Annotated in this window: 26 protein-coding genes and 3 pseudogenes; 5 read left to right on the plus strand and 24 right to left on the minus strand. The window is 47.4% G+C overall.

The window, feature by feature from the left end; genetic code table 11:
- Both MMY81_RS28115 and MMY81_RS28120 read right to left on the minus strand, forming a co-directional pair.
- A pseudogene (locus MMY81_RS28115) lies at positions 1-382 on the minus strand (heavy metal translocating P-type ATPase); the annotation flags it as partial.
- Positions 383-523: 141 nt separating this feature from the next.
- Entirely contained in the window at positions 524-841 is a 318-nt protein-coding gene (locus tag MMY81_RS28120; protein ID WP_252315407.1) for a four-helix bundle copper-binding protein, read from the minus strand.
- 200 nt (positions 842-1,041) lie between these two features.
- On the opposite strand from MMY81_RS28120, the gene MMY81_RS28125 reads away from it, so the two are divergent.
- The 4 genes from MMY81_RS28125 to MMY81_RS28140 are packed head-to-tail and all read left to right on the plus strand — an operon-like array spanning position 1,042 to position 4,221.
- Positions 1,042-1,743, plus strand: coding sequence for a response regulator transcription factor (locus MMY81_RS28125; RefSeq protein ID WP_252315409.1), 702 nt, complete (start codon positions 1,042-1,044; stop codon positions 1,741-1,743).
- A complete protein-coding gene (locus MMY81_RS28130; RefSeq protein WP_252315410.1) occupies positions 1,740-3,101 on the plus strand; it encodes a sensor histidine kinase in 1,362 nt (453 codons plus the stop codon). The genes MMY81_RS28125 and MMY81_RS28130 overlap by 4 nt, the downstream gene beginning before the upstream one ends.
- Positions 3,098-3,316 carry a hypothetical protein gene (locus tag MMY81_RS28135; RefSeq protein WP_120191669.1) on the plus strand — a complete coding sequence of 73 codons (219 nt, stop codon included), beginning with the start codon at positions 3,098-3,100 and terminating at the stop codon, positions 3,314-3,316. The genes MMY81_RS28130 and MMY81_RS28135 overlap by 4 nt, the downstream gene beginning before the upstream one ends.
- The gene (locus MMY81_RS28140; RefSeq protein WP_252315411.1) at positions 3,313-4,221 is read left to right on the plus strand and encodes a F510_1955 family glycosylhydrolase; all 909 of its coding nucleotides are present in this window, start codon (positions 3,313-3,315) and stop codon (positions 4,219-4,221) included. The genes MMY81_RS28135 and MMY81_RS28140 overlap by 4 nt, the downstream gene beginning before the upstream one ends.
- Positions 4,222-4,263: 42 nt before the next feature.
- Here the strand turns inward: MMY81_RS28140 and MMY81_RS28145 are convergent, their stop codons facing one another.
- The 4 genes and pseudogenes from MMY81_RS28145 to MMY81_RS28160 all read right to left on the minus strand — a co-directional run bounded on the left by MMY81_RS28145 (position 4,264) and on the right by MMY81_RS28160 (position 7,112).
- The gene (locus MMY81_RS28145; RefSeq protein WP_252315412.1) at positions 4,264-4,821 is read right to left on the minus strand and encodes a DJ-1/PfpI family protein; all 558 of its coding nucleotides are present in this window, start codon (positions 4,819-4,821) and stop codon (positions 4,264-4,266) included.
- A gap of 57 nt (positions 4,822-4,878) precedes the next feature.
- A pseudogene (locus MMY81_RS28150) lies at positions 4,879-6,146 on the minus strand (homocysteine synthase).
- A gap of 140 nt (positions 6,147-6,286) precedes the next feature.
- Positions 6,287-6,595, minus strand: coding sequence for a hypothetical protein (locus tag MMY81_RS28155; RefSeq protein WP_120191665.1), 309 nt, complete (start codon positions 6,593-6,595; stop codon positions 6,287-6,289).
- A gap of 127 nt (positions 6,596-6,722) precedes the next feature.
- Positions 6,723-7,112, minus strand: coding sequence for a hypothetical protein (locus MMY81_RS28160; RefSeq protein WP_252315413.1), 390 nt, complete (start codon positions 7,110-7,112; stop codon positions 6,723-6,725).
- A 94-nt stretch (positions 7,113-7,206) separates the two neighbouring features.
- Between MMY81_RS28160 and MMY81_RS28165 the strand changes: the two genes are divergently transcribed.
- Positions 7,207-8,562: an alanine/glycine:cation symporter family protein gene (locus MMY81_RS28165; protein ID WP_252315414.1), complete on the plus strand. Its 1,356-nt coding sequence runs from the start codon at positions 7,207-7,209 to the stop codon at positions 8,560-8,562.
- 43 nt (positions 8,563-8,605) lie between these two features.
- On the opposite strand, the gene MMY81_RS28170 is transcribed toward MMY81_RS28165, so the two are convergent.
- From MMY81_RS28170 to gvpA, 18 genes and pseudogenes are all read right to left on the minus strand, one after another.
- Positions 8,606-9,538, minus strand: coding sequence for an aldo/keto reductase (locus MMY81_RS28170; RefSeq protein WP_252315415.1), 933 nt, complete (start codon positions 9,536-9,538; stop codon positions 8,606-8,608).
- A 66-nt stretch (positions 9,539-9,604) separates the two neighbouring features.
- A complete protein-coding gene (locus MMY81_RS28175; RefSeq protein WP_252315416.1) occupies positions 9,605-10,309 on the minus strand; it encodes an alpha/beta hydrolase in 705 nt (234 codons plus the stop codon).
- On the minus strand, positions 10,299-11,177 hold the full coding sequence (locus tag MMY81_RS28180; RefSeq protein WP_252315417.1) for an ATP-binding cassette domain-containing protein: 879 nt from the start codon (positions 11,175-11,177) through the stop codon (positions 10,299-10,301). Before MMY81_RS28180 ends, MMY81_RS28175 begins: the two co-directional genes overlap by 11 nt.
- A gap of 2 nt (positions 11,178-11,179) precedes the next feature.
- Positions 11,180-11,557, minus strand: a complete 378-nt coding sequence (locus tag MMY81_RS28185) for a GntR family transcriptional regulator (RefSeq protein WP_252315418.1) — start codon at positions 11,555-11,557, stop codon at positions 11,180-11,182.
- A gap of 136 nt (positions 11,558-11,693) precedes the next feature.
- Positions 11,694-12,266 (minus strand): protein-L-isoaspartate(D-aspartate) O-methyltransferase, encoded by a 573-nt coding sequence (locus MMY81_RS28190; protein WP_252315419.1) that lies wholly within the window; start codon positions 12,264-12,266, stop codon positions 11,694-11,696.
- Positions 12,267-12,403: 137 nt separating this feature from the next.
- Positions 12,404-12,661 (minus strand): hypothetical protein, encoded by a 258-nt coding sequence (locus MMY81_RS28195; RefSeq protein ID WP_120191658.1) that lies wholly within the window; start codon positions 12,659-12,661, stop codon positions 12,404-12,406.
- A 35-nt stretch (positions 12,662-12,696) separates the two neighbouring features.
- Positions 12,697-13,062: a gas vesicle protein gene (locus MMY81_RS28200; RefSeq protein ID WP_120191657.1), complete on the minus strand. Its 366-nt coding sequence runs from the start codon at positions 13,060-13,062 to the stop codon at positions 12,697-12,699.
- A gap of 39 nt (positions 13,063-13,101) precedes the next feature.
- The gene (locus tag MMY81_RS28205) at positions 13,102-13,410 is read right to left on the minus strand and encodes a gas vesicle protein K (protein WP_374562979.1); all 309 of its coding nucleotides are present in this window, start codon (positions 13,408-13,410) and stop codon (positions 13,102-13,104) included.
- A gap of 18 nt (positions 13,411-13,428) precedes the next feature.
- The gene (locus MMY81_RS28210) at positions 13,429-13,659 is read right to left on the minus strand and encodes a gas vesicle protein (protein WP_120191656.1); all 231 of its coding nucleotides are present in this window, start codon (positions 13,657-13,659) and stop codon (positions 13,429-13,431) included.
- A pseudogene (locus MMY81_RS35955) lies at positions 13,646-14,427 on the minus strand (GvpL/GvpF family gas vesicle protein). The gene MMY81_RS28210 and the pseudogene MMY81_RS35955 overlap by 14 nt, the downstream one beginning before the upstream one ends.
- A 94-nt stretch (positions 14,428-14,521) precedes the next feature.
- Positions 14,522-14,773: a gas vesicle protein GvpG gene (locus MMY81_RS28225; RefSeq protein ID WP_120191654.1), complete on the minus strand. Its 252-nt coding sequence runs from the start codon at positions 14,771-14,773 to the stop codon at positions 14,522-14,524.
- A 1-nt stretch (position 14,774) separates the two neighbouring features.
- Positions 14,775-15,008, minus strand: coding sequence for a GvpL/GvpF family gas vesicle protein (locus MMY81_RS28230; RefSeq protein WP_252315422.1), 234 nt, complete (start codon positions 15,006-15,008; stop codon positions 14,775-14,777).
- A gap of 240 nt (positions 15,009-15,248) precedes the next feature.
- Positions 15,249-15,500, minus strand: a complete 252-nt coding sequence (locus tag MMY81_RS28235; protein ID WP_252315423.1) for a GvpL/GvpF family gas vesicle protein — start codon at positions 15,498-15,500, stop codon at positions 15,249-15,251.
- A gap of 63 nt (positions 15,501-15,563) precedes the next feature.
- The gene (locus tag MMY81_RS28240) at positions 15,564-15,911 is read right to left on the minus strand and encodes a hypothetical protein (RefSeq protein WP_252315424.1); all 348 of its coding nucleotides are present in this window, start codon (positions 15,909-15,911) and stop codon (positions 15,564-15,566) included.
- Entirely contained in the window at positions 15,875-16,138 is a 264-nt protein-coding gene (locus MMY81_RS28245; protein ID WP_252315425.1) for an AAA family ATPase, read from the minus strand. Before MMY81_RS28245 ends, MMY81_RS28240 begins: the two co-directional genes overlap by 37 nt.
- Entirely contained in the window at positions 16,135-16,386 is a 252-nt protein-coding gene (locus tag MMY81_RS28250; protein ID WP_308215515.1) for an AAA family ATPase, read from the minus strand. The genes MMY81_RS28245 and MMY81_RS28250 overlap by 4 nt, the downstream gene beginning before the upstream one ends.
- A gap of 344 nt (positions 16,387-16,730) precedes the next feature.
- A complete protein-coding gene (locus MMY81_RS28255; RefSeq protein WP_252315426.1) occupies positions 16,731-16,949 on the minus strand; it encodes a gas vesicle protein GvpR in 219 nt (72 codons plus the stop codon).
- 100 nt (positions 16,950-17,049) lie between these two features.
- Positions 17,050-17,319: a gas vesicle structural protein GvpA gene (gene gvpA / locus MMY81_RS28260; RefSeq protein WP_120191650.1), complete on the minus strand. Its 270-nt coding sequence runs from the start codon at positions 17,317-17,319 to the stop codon at positions 17,050-17,052.
- Positions 17,320-17,365: the final 46 nt, after the last annotated feature.

The raw sequence follows: 17,365 nt of genomic DNA on the forward strand, positions 1-17,365 counted from the left end.
CTTCCCAGTACATATTGTGGCCGCCGGTTCCGATTCCGAATACAACCGCCGTGCTGTAAAAATAAGCTACCGAAATGGCAAGTGCAATCAACGTCATCATGCCGGGATTTTTCTGCTTGAGTTCTTCTATCGTGCCTTTTAAGAAAGGCCATCCGCCGTAAAAAAAGACGATACTCGCTAACACAAACAACACATACATATCCCCTGTAAAACGCCAGTCGACGCCTATAAACGTTTGAATCAACGGCGACAGTAAGAGGATGGGAATAGTAATAATTAGTGAAATATAAAAGCGTTTCTTAAAATCCTCCCCGTGTCCATGATGGGAATGACCCTGTGCAGAATCGCTGTGCTCCTGATCATGCTGATGTTCGTGTTCCATTTAACAGCCCTCCTTTAAATATATACCCTTACACTGTATGTGTATTATATACCCCATATAGGTATATTTTCAACCGTTGTTTTGATATCATTAAAAAAAGCCTGAAGCTTCTTACGAGCGTTCAGGCTTTGCTTTTCTTTATTAAGCTGTCTGGCGGCAGGCTTCTGCACATGCAAAGCATGCTTTGGCACATTCCTGGCAGTGGTCATGATCGTGCTTCTCGCATTCTTTTCCGCAGGCTTCGCAGATGGTCGCACAAACGGCAGCCAGCTCTTTTACAAACGGGCTGTTTCTGGCAATCGCCTGTTCAAGATAGCCGCATATATCCGCACATTCTCTATCCAGGCGGATACATTCACTCATCATTCCCGGATCTTCTTCGTTCAGGCACGCGTCAAAGCAATGGTTGCAGGCTGTCATGCATTCGTGAAGTGCATTAATAAGATTTTCGTGATTCATGTTCGTTTCCTCCTTTTATGATGATTATTTTTTAGGGTACATAACAGCCATACCCTTTAATTGTGAAGAAAATATGTAGATATGGATATTTTTTGTTTTTCTCCTTCTATTTAGAGAGTAATAAAAGCGGAACTTCACACAAAAACCATACACCCCTGCTAAAATGTAAGGAGTATTTACAGTAAAGGAGGCCGAAACTAGTGGAGACTTCTATTTTAATAGTGGATGATGAAGCAAACATGCGGCAACTCGTGGATATTTACTTATCCAAAGAAGGCTTTCATGTGTATCAGGCGGCTTCCGGCCGGGAAGCGCTCGAATTAATGGAGCGTAAGCCTATCTGCGTGGCTATTATTGATATTATGATGCCGGGCATGGACGGCTGGACGCTGTGCCGTTCTATTAAGGACAGCTGGGAAACCGGTATATTGATGCTGAGTGCCAGAACGGACGTAAAAGACCGGATCAAAGGGCTGAATCTTGGCGCCGATGACTATTTAGTAAAACCATTCGACCCGGAAGAGTTAATTGCCAGAGTCCGGGCGATCACAAGGCGCAGCTCCCAGGCCCGGGAGGATGTTCCTTCGTCGCTTATTCTGCCTGAGATGAAAATATTTTATGAAACCCGGGAAGTTTTCGTTCAGAACAACACCGTTGATTTAACCCCGACAGAGTATATGATTTTACTACTTCTGGCTGAGCATCCTAAACGTATTTACACCCGGGAAAATATCGTGGAGCAGGCAGATAGATATGAGGAATGGCATGACTACCGGAAAGTGGACACCCATATTAAGAATGTAAGAAAAAAACTACAGGCAGCCGGTTTATCCTACAACCCTATTAAAACCGTGTGGGGTGTCGGCTACGCCTTTCAACAGCTTAAGGAACAAAACCAATGAATACGATATTTCTTAAATTGTTCGGCTCGGTGCTGTTCTTATTTCTAATCGTTCTTTTCCCTTTGGGATTTGTCGTGCAGCAGATTTTTTCTACCTATAACGAATCCCATCTGCAGGAGGAAACGGCTGAGCTCGCGCAGCAGCAGGCAGACCTGCTTCCTCTTCTGGACGAACGAAGGCTCGGGCTGCTCGTTGATGCCCTCTCAGAGAATACTGCACGGGAGATTGCGCTGGCCGGATCCAATGGGGAGATAGAAACCTCATCCGGTGTCGAGGAATTTTCCCCGGCAGGCCTTGGTGCAGAAGGCACGTATCAAGATGAAGCGTCGGGCCGCGAGTATTATTATGCAGAAGCGGAGGCCGTCTCCAACTCATTTGATGTGACGTCGGTGTATGTTTTTTCGCCGAAGCATCTGCTGGGCGGCTCGATGAATGAGCTGCTGCTGGCACTGATCTGGGCCGGAACAGGCTCTATCCTGCTGGCACTTGGCTTCACTTTTATTGCTGCCAGACGCCTCACTTCGCCTCTGCGCTCGATGGAAAAAGCAGCCCGGCAGATGGCGACGGGTAATTTAAACGTGCAGGTGCCGGCCTCTTCCAAAGATGAACTAGGCTCTCTCGCCCGCTCCATGAATGAGCTGGCCCGGGATTTAAAACAGTTCCGGAATACCCGCCGGGAGTTTCTCTCGAACGTGTCGCACGAACTGCGTACCCCGCTTTCTTATGTGCAGGGTTACAGCCGGGCGCTGAAAGAAGGCTGGTACCGCAGTGAAGAAGAAAAACAGCAGTATGTCCATTTAATCCATGATGAATCGCACCGGATGACTCGATTAATTAATGACGTATTTGAACTATCGAAAATGGAGGAAGACCGCTTCCCTCTCGCATGGGAGCTGGTACAGATCGAGAATATTGCAGAGGCGGCGGTTCAGAAAATAAAACCGCAGGCCCGGCAGAAAGGGATCGATGTATCGTTCGATGCAGAACCGGCTCTACCCGCAGCCGCAGCGGATCCGATGAGAGTGGAACAGATTTTTTCAAATATTCTTCAGAACGCCGTAACCTACACGCAAGAAGGACACATCGATGTAAAACTGAGCAGACAGGATAAACAAATATGGTGCCGGTTTTCCGACACCGGAACAGGCATAGACGAGGAGCATCTCCCCTATATTTTTGAACGCTTTTACCGAACCGATAAATCCAGATCCCGTGCTCACGGCGGCAGCGGACTAGGGCTTGCTATCGCCCGGGAGCTGACAGAGCTTCATCATGGCAGCATTTCCGTTCAGAGCAGGGCCGGACAGGGTACGAGCTTTCTAATTCAATTTCCTGTGGCAGAGGAGGAGGAAGAATGAAAAAAAGAGAATGGGTTCCGGCTGTTTTGTTTATTGTGCTGGGGATTCACTGCTTTGTGATGCCCGGATTTGTGCTGACCGGCTCCCTGAACGTTCATTCCTACCTCGCTCAGGTGCTTCATGTCTGTTTTTGGATAGGGATTCCTATCTTTCTCACCGGGATCATTTATCTTGTCTGGAAAAAAAGAAAACGCAGCAAAGGAGAGACATCATGAAAAAATGGTATGCCGCTATTGGAGCAAGTATGCTGATTTTTGCAGCAGCCTGCGGAGGAAACGAAGAGCCTGCTGCTTCAGAGCCGGAGGAAAAAGTAACCTTTTCGCATATTCACGGCGCGGGCTTTACCGCTGACGGGGAACATGCGCTCATTCCGGCCCACGACGGCCTGCGGAAGCTGGAAAACGGCTCCTGGAAAGTGCCTGAAGGAGAGGCCCACGACTATATGGGGTTCACGATGACCGACAGCGGATTTTACAGCAGCGGCCACCCCTCCCAGCAGACCGACTACGCGAACCCGTTCGGTCTTGTCAAAAGTACCGATCAGGGAAATTCCATTGATGTACTGGGAATGGAGGGAGAAGTTGATTTTCATATTATGGATGCGGGCTACGAGTCGCACGTTATCTACGCCGTGAATCCCCAGCCCCATGACGCTATGCCGGAGAGCGGTTTATACCGCTCGGAAGATGAAAGCAGCTGGGAATTGAAAAACATGGAAGGCCTGGAAGGCGAGGTGCTGTCATTGTCCGCCCATCCCACTGATTCTGACCTTGCGGCAGCGGGAACGATAGACGGCGTCTACCTTTCCAGAAATGAGGGCGATACGTTTGCGCCTGTTTCCACCGAAGCTCCTGTGCCTGCTTTAACCTTTTTAGCCAACGGAAACCTGCTGTATGCGGAAGGAACCGGTACACAGACAAAACTAATAATAGCCGATGACGGCGAACTACGAGAGATCCCCGCTCCTGACCTGAAGGAAGGTGACAGCACCGGCTATATCGCCCAAAATCCGAAGCATCCGGATACGCTGCTCGTTACAACCACCGAAAGAGATATCTTCTATACGGAGGATCAAGGAAATTCCTGGGAAAAACAGGCCGATGCCGGCGAGGAATTATAATAAAAAACATCACCTGCAGAAAAACAGGTGATGTTTTCGTATTTACAGCGCTTTAACCTGCTTCACGAATTCACGCAGCATAGCAGGAAGGTCAGGCCAGGCATGACCGGAAACGAGGTTTCTGTCCACGTAGTCCATTTCATCAATATACTCGGCTCCCATGCTCTGTACTTCCGGTTTGCAGGCATGATACGCGGTAAGCTTACGACCCTTCACCACGTCGGCAATGGTAGTAAGAACAAGACTGCCGTGGCACATGACGCAGATCGGCTTATCCTCTTTAAAAAAGTGGGCTACAATATCCGGCAGATGCTCGTTCATGCGGATATGCTCCGGAGCCCGGCCGCCCGGAATAATCAGCGCATCGTAGTCGGACGCCTTAATATCGGCAAAAGCGACATTGGCCTCAATGCCGTAGCCCGGCTTTTCTGTGTAAGTATCCCAGTCTTCAAAATCGTGAATGACCGTATGCAGCTTTTTGACACTTCCTGCAGCAATATCCACGTCGAATCCTTCTTCGAGGCACCGGTAGTATGGATAATATACTTCCAGTGCTTCCACTGCGTCTCCTGTCACAATCAACACTTTTGGTGCTGCCATTTGTAACGCCTCCTTTGATTTATCGTTCTGCTATCTCATTACACGTTTTGGACAATTTTAAACCTTTGCTTCCACAGCTTTACGGATCGCCTGATCGAGATCTTCGATAATATCTTCAATCGCTTCGATACCAATGGACAAGCGGATCATGCCCGGACTCACGCCGGCTTTTTTCTGGTCTTCTTCGTTCAGCTGCTGGTGCGTCGTGCTGGCAGGATGGATAATCAGTGATTTGGCATCACCGATATTAGCCACATGCGAAAACAGATTGACCGAGTGAATGACTTTTTTCCCGGCTTCAATACCGCCTTTAATTCCAAAAGTCAAAATGGCGCCCTGCCCTTTAGGCATCAGCTTCTGGGCCCGCTCATAGGTCGGGTGTGAAGGAAGGCCGGCATAGGAAACCCAGTCTACATCCTCATGTGCTTCCAGGAAGGCAGCCACTTTCCGGGCATTTTCACTGTGTCGTTCCATGCGCAGGTGCAGCGTCTCGAGTCCCTGCAGCAGCAGAAAAGAATTAAACGGCGACAGGGCGGAGCCCAGATCCCGGAGAAGCTGTACCCTCGCTTTGATCGCATAGGCGATCGCCCCAACGGCATCTGTATAAACAATACCATTATAGCTTGGGTCCGGCGTCGTCAGGCCGGGAAATTTATCGTTTGCCGCCCAGTCGAACGTACCCCGTCAATCAGCATGCCTCCAATCGTCGTGCCATGGCCGCCGATGAATTTCGTAGCGGAATGAACGACTATATCCGCACCGTGCTCGAAAGGACGGAACAAATACGGACTCGGAACGGTATTGTCGACAATGAGCGGAACCCCGTGTTCATGGGCAATATCCGCAACTGCCTGCATATCAAGCACATGGCCCTGGGGATTGCCGATGCTTTCTGCAAACACGAGCTTTGTTTTCTCGTTTATGGCTTCACGGAAGTTCTCCGGATCGGACGCATCAACGAAACGGACCGTAATCCCAAGCTTTGGCAGCGTTGTGGAAAATAAATTGTACGTCCCGCCGTAGAGACTGCCTGCCGAAACAATTTCGTCGCCGGCGCCGGCAATATTTAAAATCGAATACGTAACTGCAGCCTGGCCGGAAGCCGTTCCTACTGCAGCAGCGCCCCCCTCCATTTCAGTAAGCCGTTTTTCCAGCACATCGGTTGTCGGGTTCATTATCCGCGAATAAATATTGCCGAACTCCTGCAGTCCGAACAAATTAGCGGCGTGATCGGTATCCTGAAATCCATACGACGTCGTCTGGTAAATCGGTACCGCCCGTGCCATCGTCGTTGGATCGATTTCCTGTCCTGCGTGTACACCCATCGTTTCGGGACGAAGCTTTTTCTTTTCAGTCACTCTCTCATTCCTCCTTGAATTAATCGTTCTCTTCTCTGTTTCGCCATCTTCCTGTCATCTCCTGCCTGCACGAAAAAAACCGCTCCGGGCGGACCGGGGCGGTTTCATTAGACAAATTTGATGGAAATACGCTCGACGTCTTCTTTCACTTCAGCCGGCATGCTCTTTTCGGAGCGCGGATGAATGAAAAAATGGTCATTTCTCCAAATCTCCACAATATTGCAGGAGTAAATAACGTCTCCGTTCAGGTTTTTCATATAAAACGTCATGTGGGCACGCTTGTTCAGGTCGCCGTAACGGGTCCTTCCGTGATAGCGGGGAAAAGCAAATCCGTAGATATAGTCTCCCGCCTGTTTTTCGCCGTGCGTCTTGTCCAGGCTGATATTCAACTTGATGCGATCTTTTGTCTTCATCATAACAGCTTCCCCTTTCCAGATTTGTAGCATTGGATAACAATCGGATGGCCGTGGCTGTGAGATGGTGGTCTGTACCCTTATCTTACTATATTTTAGGAGCCATTGAAAACAGAACGTATATTTTTTATTACCTTCCTCTGCTTCCTTTTTTCTTCCCCGGAAGCGCCAGCCTGCGTGTGCCCCGGCTTTCAAGACGACGCAGGCGCTCTTCAAGTTCATTGTTTTTTTGTTTTAATCCGGCTTTGCTTTCCGTACGCTGCAGGTCAATATGCAGATTGGGTATATCCACGACCAGAAGCGTCCATTTAAACAGCTTTACTTTCAGCTTTCCATGAACGGAAACCCGCTTTACCGGATCGCCGGGAAGCACCTCCTCCTGTACGCGGAGAATTCCTTCTTTCGGCGGCAGCGTTTCCTGGAGATGGGTGTCAAATACCCGGCGGACGGCTGCCTTTCCTTCATTCGAAGACGGCGTGCCTTCCCGCAGAACGAGACGCTTTGTTTTCCAGTCTTTCATTATTTTATCTCCTTTTCGGCAGACTTTTTCTTTTTTTATTCTATTTTTCCAGAAAACAGGGTATAAGAAAGAAAAAGGAGGTGCCATACATAAAATGGAATTATTTGAAACATGGCTTGCCGCCGTGACAAACTGGCTCTGGGGTGTACCTATGGCAGTGCTGCTGCTGGGCATTGGTATTGTATTGAATGTGTATATCCGTTTTTTTCCGATCCGCTATTTTTTCCATGTGATCCAGCAGACATTTGGATCGATTTTCAAAAAAGAAAAAGCAGAAGGCTCGGTAACGCCGTTTCAGGCTGCCGCATCTGCTCTCGCGTCTTCCGTCGGTGCCGCCAACATTGTAGGGGTGCCCGTAGCTATTACGCTGGGCGGGCCCGGCGCGGTCTTCTGGATGTGGATGGTTGCCCTGATCAGTATGGGAACAAAGTATTCAGAGATTGTGCTCGGCATGAAATACCGGGTAAAAAATGAAAAAGGCGACTGGGTCGGCGGGCCGATGTATTACATACGCCGGGGGCTCGGCTGGAACAAAGTCGCCGTGTTTTTCTCGTTTTTCCTGCTGCTGCAGATATTTGCAAGCATCATGGTGCAGTCCAATTCCCTTTCCCAGACGGTAGAGGCATCCTTTCAGACGAACACCCTTTATACCGGTATCGGGGTGGCGGTGTTGATCGGCATCATCAGCTTCGGAGGCATACAGTGGATCGGCCGCTTCACCAGCCGGGTGATTCCGCTGATGGTCGTTCTGTATATCGGCAGCGTGTGTATTATTTTATTTAACAACCTGTCTGCCGTACCGGAAGCCTTCGGGATGATTTTCTACTATGCGTTTAATCCGATATCGGCTGCCGGCGGATTTGCCGGCGCCGGCGTCGCGGCTGCGCTGCGCTTCGGTCTTGCCCGCGGTATTTATTCCAACGAAGCCGGTATGGGTACCGCTCCCATCGCCCACTCCACCGCGATGACGGATCACCCTTCCAAGCAGGGAATGTGGGGTGTGGCGGAAGTATTTGTGGATACGATTGTTGTGTGTACGATGACTGCTCTCCTGATCCTCACCACTGACGTCTGGACCGGCTCGGCCGCGGATGATGCAAACGCTATGGTAGTTGAAGCTTTCGCCAGCGTCATGGGTGCCGGCGCTGCCGGGACGCTCGTTTCCATTGCATTGTTCTGCTTCGTGCTTTCCACCATCCTCGTTATTGTCTTTTACGGCGAAAAGCAGGCAGAATATTTATTTGGCTTCACGGTATCCATCGGCGTACGGGTTCTATACCTGGCAGCTATTGTGCTTGGAGCTATCGGCGGGCTGCAGTTTGTCTGGCAGTTCCTTGATTTTATGCTCGCAATGATTATTATACCCAACATTATTGCGCTGTTCTTTCTGCGCAAAGACGTCGCGGAAACTACAAAGGATTACGTCAGCCGTTATTTATCCAAAAAATAAAAACAAAGCCGAAGGCATAAAATCCTTCGGCTTTTTAACGTGCTTATGAAAAAATCTCGTCAATCTTACGGATTTCTTCGTCGGTCAGGGTCACGTCCCCTGCTCTTTTATTATTTACAACCTGTTCAGCGCGCTTGGCTCCCGGAATAATCGCGTCAATGGAAGGACGCGTCAAATACCAGGCAAGAATGACATGCGCCACTTCTTCGCCTTTGGCATCAGCAATTTCGCGTACTTTTTCCACCTTTGCCAGATTTTCTTTAAAGGCTTCTCCTTTAAAACTAGGACGGCTGTCACGGATATCCGAAAACGTTGTATTTTCATCATACTTACCGGCTAAAAGACCGGACTCCAATGGAAAGTATGGAATAAACGTAATGTTTTCCTGCTCGGTGTAGGGAAGAAGATCTTTCTCCGCCTCACGGTTTAACAGATTGTATTCTGACTGAAGCACATCCACATCGCCGTGCTTGTTGGCTTCTTTAAGCTGCTCGATCGTAAAGTTGGATACGCCGATCGAACGGATTTTCCCTTCTTCTTTTAGTTCCCTTAACGCCTGTACTGCTTCATCTTTCGGGGTCTCCTCATCCGGAAAATGAATATAGTACAGATCAATATAGTCGGTCTGCAGACGGCGCAGGCTGTCTTCTACCGCCTGCTTTAAAAAGGCGGGCGAGTTATCCATTGTCGTCTCGCTGCCTTCAATTTTATGGGCACCTTTCGTAGCAAGGATAATGTCTTCGCGGTTGTATTCTTTCATCACTTCTCCGACAAGCTCTTCGGAACGCTCTGGTCCGTAAATAAAAGCAGTATCAAGAAAATTCATGCCGTTGTCCAATGCGGCTCGTACGACATCTTTTCCCTGCTCTTCGTCAAGCATGTCCGGATAAATATTGTGTCCACCTACAGCGTTTGTGCCAAGGCCGATCGGATGAACGGCCAGCGTTGATTTTCCAAGTTTTACGTGTTCTGCCATGTTTTCATCTCCCTGATTATAATGTCTCTCTTACTATTTATCACCAATTGGAAGAGTTTAAACATATTAGACCGCTTTGATGTCGGCCCGCTTTGTGAGCATTCGGATAACTGCGGCCAGGAGAAGGAAGAGCAGCGTACTTAATAAGACAGATACCATAAGGGACACTTCCCCGGACGCCATGACAGATATGAATTGAAAAATAGAGTTTTCCGCTTCCCAGAATAGCTCGATCACACCCATCAGCCCGCCTCCAACAAACGTGAGCAGAAGACCAACGAACCAGTGAAACCGGAAGAAGGAGGCGCTGATAAACCAACCGATTGCATAATACAGAATAAACTGGAAAAAGGAAGAAAGCAGCTGGCCCGGCAGATTTAACGTGCTCCCACTCTGTGACTGGGTCCATCCGGTAAAAGCAGCTGCCATTGTTTCCAGGCCGTATGCTGCTCCGAATATAACCGTGAGCAGGGCGGCCAATATGACGGCGGCTCCCATGGTGCCGAAGAAATAATCCCTGCGGGTAACACCGTTGGACACGTAATAGCGGATTAAACCGCCCATTGAAAGGATACCGGCGATAAAGAAGTAAATCCGCGCAGAGCCTCTGGAGTTTTCCAGAAACGACCATGTCATTATATCGTCGCCCCACCATGTCATAAAGGCGCCGGTACCGAAATAAATTACCAGGTAAATGGCGAGGAACCAGAGGCTCCATCTTCCTATGATGTCAAAAGAGATTTTACCGACAAGTACTTTTTTATCCGGCATGCTGCTCCGCTCCTTCCGTTAAATGAATGAACAGTTCCTGCAGGGCAACCGGCCCTAATTCCAGGTTTTGTGCCTTTGCCTGCTGCTTTTCCTGATCAGAGAGCACTGCATCAATCATGATGGACATCGTGGTGCCGAGCTGCTGCTCTTTTAGACGTTTTTTACCTTCTGTAAATGCGAGCACTTTGTCTTTTGGCCCGGTAACGGTCGTCCCCCGCTCGAGCAGCTGTTCTTTATCCTGCTGCAAAAGCAGGCTGCCGTCGTTAATAATCAACACTTCTTCGATCATGCCGGCCATTTCCGAAATCAGATGGGTGGAGAGAATAATTGTCCGCGGATGCTCCATGTAGTCTTTTAATACTTCTTCGTAAAACAGCTCCCGCGCCGGGGCATCCATACCGAGATATGCTTCATCAAAAATGGTAAGAGGCGCCCGCGATGCCAGGCCGTCCACTACCTGAACCGCCGATTTTAATCCTTTGGACAGGTCTTTGACCGCTTTATTTACCGGAATCTTAAACCGTCGGCATAAATAATCAGCATAGTCGTGATCATAGTTCGGGCGGAAGGCTGCGTTCATTCTGAGCCACTTTTTCACTTTTTCTGTTTCATCTTCGAGATTCGAATCATAAACAAATAAAATGGTTTCCATCACTGCTGCATTCTCAAACGGCTCTTCCCCGTTCACCATAATTCGTCCTGCTTTTGGTTTTCTAAAGGCCGCAAGCACGGATAGAAGCGAGGTTTTCCCTGTACCGTTACGCCCGAGCAGACCATATATTTTATTTTCTTCGAGCTCAAATGACACGTGTTCGAGTATGTTCTTCGAGCCGTAGCCGATGCTTAGATTTTCCGCCTGAATATGCATAGTTACCGCTCCCCCCTTCTTTTCATTTCTTCCATCATCTTGTAAATGTCATCGATACTGATGCCGAGCCTGCCTGCTTCCTGCAGCATGCTCCCTATATACTCTTCCATAAACGTCTGCCTGCGTGCCTCCAGCAGCTTCCCTCTTGCTCCATCTGCAACAAACATGCCAACTCCCCTTTTCTTGTATAGAATTTGATCGTCTACAAGCTGGTTCATCCCTTTTAGAACAGTGGAAGGGTTAATCTTGTAATACGCTACGAGCTGTGTGGAAGAAGGCGCCTGCTCTCCTTCTTTTAATTCCCCGTTCACAATGTCATCCTCAATCATCTTTGTGATCTGCTGAAAGATCGGCTTGCTTTCGTCCAATGTGGGCCTCACTATAGGAACACCACCTTTATGTTATATGGTTAGTTGGTTGTGTAACTAACCATATAACTATATCTGTGTTTTGTCAATTCTTTTTCCATACAAAAAAACACCCTGCCGGCCAAAAGACCGACAGGGTGAGACATGTTTATTCATACAGTTTTACAAACATCACGGCGCACAAAAATGTCTCCTTAACCGAGCCGTCCGTTTCTTTTTCAAGAAGCAGCAGGTCCTGGCTGAAACTACCGCCAACCGGAATCACCATTCTGCCTCCCGGCTTCAGCTGCTGAAGAAGTGCCGGTGGAACAGAAGCTGCTGCAGCTGTCACGAGAATCCGGTCAAACGGGGCGTATTCTTCCCAGCCCTCGCTGCCGTTGCCAAGTTTGTATTTAATATTGGAAAAGCCTGCTGCTTTCAGCCTCTGTTTCGCTTTTTCATGCAGAGGCGCAATCCGCTCCACCGTGTAGACCTCTCCGCAGAAAGCGGCCAGCAGAGCTGTCTGAAATCCCGAGCCCGTTCCGACCTCCAGCACACGCAGACCAGGGCCCGGATCCAACTCAATTGTCATCTTCCGCACAAGCGAAGGCTGGGAAATCGTCTGTCCGTATCCAATGGGGGCAGCTGCATCTACATAAGCCTGATCTTTGGATGTCTCCATGTAAAAGCTTCGGTCTATTTCTCTCAAATAAGCGGTTATCGCTTCTTCCATTGATTTCATACCCGGATGCTCCTTTCCAGAGTATAAAAAAACACCAAAGCCTCTAAGCTCCGGTGTTTACTGCATGCAAAGAAACCCTCACTATTGGCTTTTTTCCAGCAGAACAGGAGAGAGACGTATATTCATTTAGTTTAGCTTTATTTATCCTTGTCCAGACGATTTTGTTCAGGGTTGGCGTCTTTTACTTCTTTGCGTTTTCCCTGAAAAGCTTCCAGCTCTTCTTTTGAAGGAAGGCCGACATGGGCTTTAATGTTATATTCTGCCCGCATGGCTGGTTTTCCGTCTTCTTTTCCGCCGATAGTACGTTCTTCTACGCGGTGAGCCTGCGATTGATCTTTATTTTCAAGATCTTTCACGATACGAGTGACGTCTTTAAGAAGGTCATTCAATCTCATTGTGCTTTCACTCCCTGCTTTTAATCGCTGAGGCTTTATTTATTAGACTCTTCGGTTTCTTCTTCCTGCTGCGTGCCGTTTGCTTCTTCGAGCTGGCGGATTCTTTCATGAAGCGCTTTGTTTTCCTGAACGACTTCCATAGCCTGGGAGGAATAATGCGGATCGTGTCTCCACCAGTCAATGCCCATTTCTTCAGCTTTATCAACAGAAGCGACAAGCAGGCGGATTTTGATTGTTAACAGTTCTACTTCCGCAATGTTGAGCTTAATGTCTCCTGCGATAACTACCCCTTTGTCCAATACCGTTTCAAGTACATCGACAAGGCTGCTGCTTCCGGAGTTGCTTGCATTTACCTGAGCGGGACGGTTACTAGCTGGATGATGACGATCGTTACTAGCCATTTAACATTCTCCTTTAAAGCTGATTTTCATACGTTATTTCTAAATAAGGTTTCCGAGCGGACCAAGATCAATATTTAAATCATCATCGGTCAGTCCGAAAATCACTTTCATTTCTTCCATTTTCTCTTCAAGCTGCATTAATGCAATACCGAGTTGTTCGATCTGTTCATCGGATAGGTCGCCGCCTTCTACCCGGCGCATTGCCTGGCGTTCCACGAGCTGGCGGAGAAGTTCAATAACGGTCATCACAATCTGTGACAGCCCTTCGTCTACCTTATCCGGATCCAGCGAAATCTTCCCGGTCGGGTTGCTTGTCTGCAGGCCGGTCAGGTCTGGTGTATCTCCCATACGGACGTCCTCCTTACATTACTTTACTTCCTGAATCGTTCTCTCGTTTTCAACGAGGGAGCGTTTCCGGTTGTCCTCGAGCTTCTGGACCGAAGCGAGCAGGACACTTAAATCAAGGTACACTAATTCAATATCAGCAATGGAAATGGTTAAATCCCCGCGGATTACTACTCCTGTTTCGAGCACCGTGTCCAGAATATCCAAAAGCGTGATATCCTTATTTTTTAAATCGAGGCTATCTTCCCGCATTGTCCTTTTCCTCCCCCTTCGCAGCGAAGTCCGAGAAGTGATAAGACGGCCACGGACCGGTCATTTCAAAATAAAAACCGGTATCATGATCCTCGGCGTACTGTTTTTCTGCTTCCACATAATCAAGCAGCGCCTTTTTCCCATCTGCGTTTACAAGGTATACGCTGTTCAGGCTCATATCTTCGTCACGACCGGTTACTTTTCGTTCCCAGTTTTTCTTTACATCGGTTGCTTCACTGAGGGACTTCAAATGGTCATGAAGCTCCTGGCAGTAGTCTCTAATTTTTTCAATTGCTTTTTCTTCAGCGAAATTGGCGAGCTTTTTCTTTTCAAAAAACTGACGGCCTTTCGGCATCGCTTCAATATCAGCTTTTTTCTGTTCCATTTCTTCGCTGTTTTCGACTACGTTGTTCATGAATTTATCTTTGGCTGCGTATACTTTCAGGTTCCATTCTTCTTTGTCGACAGACGCTGAAACTGTTCCATAATGGTAGTCTTTTTTTCAGAAATCATCGCTTGAAACGTTTCTTCTGTTTCAAAAATGGTACCGAATTTCAATGGAATAACCGTATAGTTTTCATGCAGCTTATTCATTAATTCATGATGATGAAAGGCTTTCACCTGAAGCCACTGCATATCTTCCACTTTACGCTGCAGCTTCGCTTCGGAGTATACGTCCTCCGGCACGCGGCACGTAACGGCGGTAATATCACCGTGCACTTCGTACTGTATCATTTCCGGCGGTTCAATACCTTCCAGCTCCGGCATGGGGTTGTCAGTAAACTGCCCTGATGGCACGAAGGCATACAAGTAGATTAGTTGATTGCTTTCTTGTGCTGTGTCTTCCACCTGTGATTCCTCCTTATTCCTCCAGGCTTTCTCTCAGCTCGCGCTGCTCAATTTCTTTCGCTACGCGGTAGCGGAGCAGAAGTTCCTCCTCCTGTTCGAGGTAAAGTTCTTCGGGTATTTCATCCATCTCAAACATCATCTGCAGGTTCGCAAGCTTCTGCTGGATGGTTTTTAGATCGTAATATTCCTTATCCACTTCATCTTTGACTTCCCTGCCGATCATAATCAGCAGATCGATGGGCCAAGTGAATGCTTTGGTTATCATATTACGTCGCACCCTTTGCTGTTAGTTTAATATCTATAAAGTTATAGGCCGGCCAAGGGCCTGTATATTTAAAATCAGCACTGTCCATCCATTTATTATAAATCTCATTGAGTTTTTTCTCAAATGCTTCCTCCTGGTCTTTATCAAGCAGAAAAGCAGCATTGAGAAGCATGCGTTCGTTAATTACTTCGTTGCTCTTGGCCGCATCGGAAATATCGGCAAGCGGATGAAACACTTCGTTTCGAACTCTTCATGAAGACGATCATAAATTTATGGGCGGATTCACCCAGCTGCATGCGCTCGTAGTACGCTGCGTCTTCAGGCTTTGACTGCGCCTTTGACTTTAATTCTTTCATACCCGGCTGCTGGCTTACTTTCTCCGACAGCCATTCTTTTTTCCAATAATCTTCAGGCCTACTTCAAACTTGTTGCGTATCTTTGGAAAATTTCATCAAACTGTTCTGAAGCTTTTCCATTAAAATATGCACATCTTTTTGCCTTCGAGCACGTTTCCAAAGCTCATCGGAATAATGTCATAACGCTCCATCACCTTTGTCACCACATCCTGATGCGACTTAAGGTTTTTACGGTTCGGTTCATATACATCAACCGGCGCATCGCAACAACCATAGCGTATCCATCGCGGTTCACCGTGTAAACGTCTCTCTCTTTTTTGAGAAGTGTAATCGTGCCAAATTCCTGCGGTGTATCCGCTTCGATGACACAAAATAGATAGACTCCTTTTTTCCACTCACAACGGCTGCCTCCTAAAGCTTCTTCAGTTCCTGCTTTAATAATTTCTCTGTTTCTTCATTGCTCTTATGCCTTTGGCTCCGTAAATATAAGCACCAAGCACATCCTGGCAGACAAAGAAGAAATCATCATCTTTTGTGTTAATGCTGATGTCACTTTTGCTGCTGATCTCAGCTATCATAACAGAAGCGCGGAAACTTGGTGTAGGCTTGTCTTCTTCCTGACAGATTTCTTTTACTCTGGAGACGGCCTTGACAATTGTCTTTGCATCGCCTTCAGATATATCCGTGCGGTCTGCAAGCACTTCTGCCTGTCTATCGACATCCTGTTCCTGCATGTGAATCGTGATTAGACGGTCTGCAAGCGCATCCTGGGTTTCATACACGCCGACATACTCTTCGGGTTGCTTGTAAAAATCATCTTAAAATCCGGATGAACGTTAACAAACGTGTCTCTCTGCTTTACGCCGTATAGTGGAAGAATACCTTCCTGGAGAATGGACAAAAACAGATTGTTTGTTTCCGGCATAGAACGAGTAAACTCATCATAAATAACTGTATACCCTTTTGTAACGGCTTCATATAAACGACCGCCGCTCCACTGCTCTTTCACTTCGTCTTCCCGCTTATAACGGTGCGTACATAGTTATCGATCAGGCGCTTGCTTTTATAGCCTACATATCCACCGAGAAGATCCACGTTGGATAAATCTCTATTACCGTTTAACAATACGACCGGCTGGCCGAGTCGGCTGGCTAACTGAAGGGCAAGAGATGTTTTTCCTACACCCGCGGCTCCCGTAAAGTGAACAGGGAATCCGGCATGTATATAACGCTCTGAACGTTCAAGCAGACTTTGCAGTTCTTCGTCTGAACAAAGTTTTCGAACGTGCGTACCATTTTATCATTTTCATCATATACTGCTTCCTTCTTATCAGAAGAGTCGCTCTTTTTACTACTGGTGTCTGTATTTTTCGAGCTGTTTGATGGAGATGATTTAGCTGAAGCAGACGAACTGTTCTTCGTACTGGATGAGGATGACGAGCTGCTTTTGCTCTGCTGGAGGATGACGAGGTATTTGCTTTGCTTTTCGGGCTGTTGGTTTCTTCCTCTGTTTTACTCTTCGACTGTTCTTCCGTTGTTCTCGCAGGCATCCGTGTTATCTCCCTTCTGCTTTATCTAACGGCGTGCTTCTTGGACGAAGGCTCACGCGCTGAAATGATACAACTTCTTTATTCTTATCAAGTTTGCTTCATATACACCTAAAAGCTGGTCTTTCGCATACTTTTTCATATATTCGCTTTCTTCAATTACTTCTACTTCTACATCCCATCCTTCATCGTGATTGATAACGGACGTTATCTTAAAAGGGGGAAGTACATAATTTTCAAAAAAAGTTGTTACTTTTTGTAGTAATTCTTCCATGGCTATCCCTGCTTTCCGCCTGCGGCTTTATCTATTATGGTGATAAACCCAGAACCCATACGCATGCGCGTATGGGAGGGTTGGGTTTATTCAAGTACTATTATGCGAAGTTAAGCTGCTTGGAACGGTCGCTTACATCCGCATCTTCGTCTATTTCACCTTGTACATCGTCTCTAAGCAGGCCGACTGCTTCAGCATATCTCAACCATGTGTCTACGCTGGCGATTACGATACGAGCTTCAATTGTTATAAGTTCAATACCTACGAGCGAGATTTTAGCGTAAATGTCGATTACGATACCTTTGTCCAAAATACGGTCAATAACTTCTGCCAAGCTTGAAGAATCTGAGTTTCTTTCCAATGTTGCCATTGTTGCGTCACTCCTTTAAGTGAAAGTATTAATATCTTTTATGCCT

This window comes from Sinobaca sp. H24 (assembly GCF_023845525.1).

Excerpts from the sequence above, each read along its gene's own strand:
- MMY81_RS28120 (WP_252315407.1), bottom strand. The coding sequence starts at position 841 with ATGAATCACGAAAATCTTATTAATGCACTTCACGAATGCATGACAGCC.
- MMY81_RS28130 (WP_252315410.1), top strand. The coding sequence starts at position 1,740 with ATGAATACGATATTTCTTAAATTGTTCGGCTCGGTGCTGTTCTTATTT.
- MMY81_RS28135 (WP_120191669.1), top strand. The coding sequence starts at position 3,098 with ATGAAAAAAAGAGAATGGGTTCCGGCTGTTTTGTTTATTGTGCTGGGG.
- MMY81_RS28140 (WP_252315411.1), top strand. The coding sequence starts at position 3,313 with ATGAAAAAATGGTATGCCGCTATTGGAGCAAGTATGCTGATTTTTGCA.
- MMY81_RS28145 (WP_252315412.1), bottom strand. The coding sequence starts at position 4,821 with ATGGCAGCACCAAAAGTGTTGATTGTGACAGGAGACGCAGTGGAAGCA.
- MMY81_RS28155 (WP_120191665.1), bottom strand. The coding sequence starts at position 6,595 with ATGATGAAGACAAAAGATCGCATCAAGTTGAATATCAGCCTGGACAAG.
- MMY81_RS28160 (WP_252315413.1), bottom strand. The coding sequence starts at position 7,112 with ATGAAAGACTGGAAAACAAAGCGTCTCGTTCTGCGGGAAGGCACGCCG.
- MMY81_RS28165 (WP_252315414.1), top strand. The coding sequence starts at position 7,207 with ATGGAATTATTTGAAACATGGCTTGCCGCCGTGACAAACTGGCTCTGG.
- MMY81_RS28170 (WP_252315415.1), bottom strand. The coding sequence starts at position 9,538 with ATGGCAGAACACGTAAAACTTGGAAAATCAACGCTGGCCGTTCATCCG.
- MMY81_RS28175 (WP_252315416.1), bottom strand. The coding sequence starts at position 10,309 with ATGCCGGATAAAAAAGTACTTGTCGGTAAAATCTCTTTTGACATCATA.
- MMY81_RS28180 (WP_252315417.1), bottom strand. The coding sequence starts at position 11,177 with ATGCATATTCAGGCGGAAAATCTAAGCATCGGCTACGGCTCGAAGAAC.
- MMY81_RS28190 (WP_252315419.1), bottom strand. The coding sequence starts at position 12,266 with ATGAAATCAATGGAAGAAGCGATAACCGCTTATTTGAGAGAAATAGAC.
- MMY81_RS28195 (WP_120191658.1), bottom strand. The coding sequence starts at position 12,661 with ATGAGATTGAATGACCTTCTTAAAGACGTCACTCGTATCGTGAAAGAT.
- MMY81_RS28200 (WP_120191657.1), bottom strand. The coding sequence starts at position 13,062 with ATGGCTAGTAACGATCGTCATCATCCAGCTAGTAACCGTCCCGCTCAG.
- MMY81_RS28205 (WP_374562979.1), bottom strand. The coding sequence starts at position 13,410 with ATGGGAGATACACCAGACCTGACCGGCCTGCAGACAAGCAACCCGACC.
- MMY81_RS28210 (WP_120191656.1), bottom strand. The coding sequence starts at position 13,659 with ATGCGGGAAGATAGCCTCGATTTAAAAAATAAGGATATCACGCTTTTG.
- MMY81_RS28225 (WP_120191654.1), bottom strand. The coding sequence starts at position 14,773 with ATGATAACCAAAGCATTCACTTGGCCCATCGATCTGCTGATTATGATC.
- MMY81_RS28255 (WP_252315426.1), bottom strand. The coding sequence starts at position 16,949 with ATGGAAGAATTACTACAAAAAGTAACAACTTTTTTTGAAAATTATGTA.
- gvpA (WP_120191650.1), bottom strand. The coding sequence starts at position 17,319 with ATGGCAACATTGGAAAGAAACTCAGATTCTTCAAGCTTGGCAGAAGTT.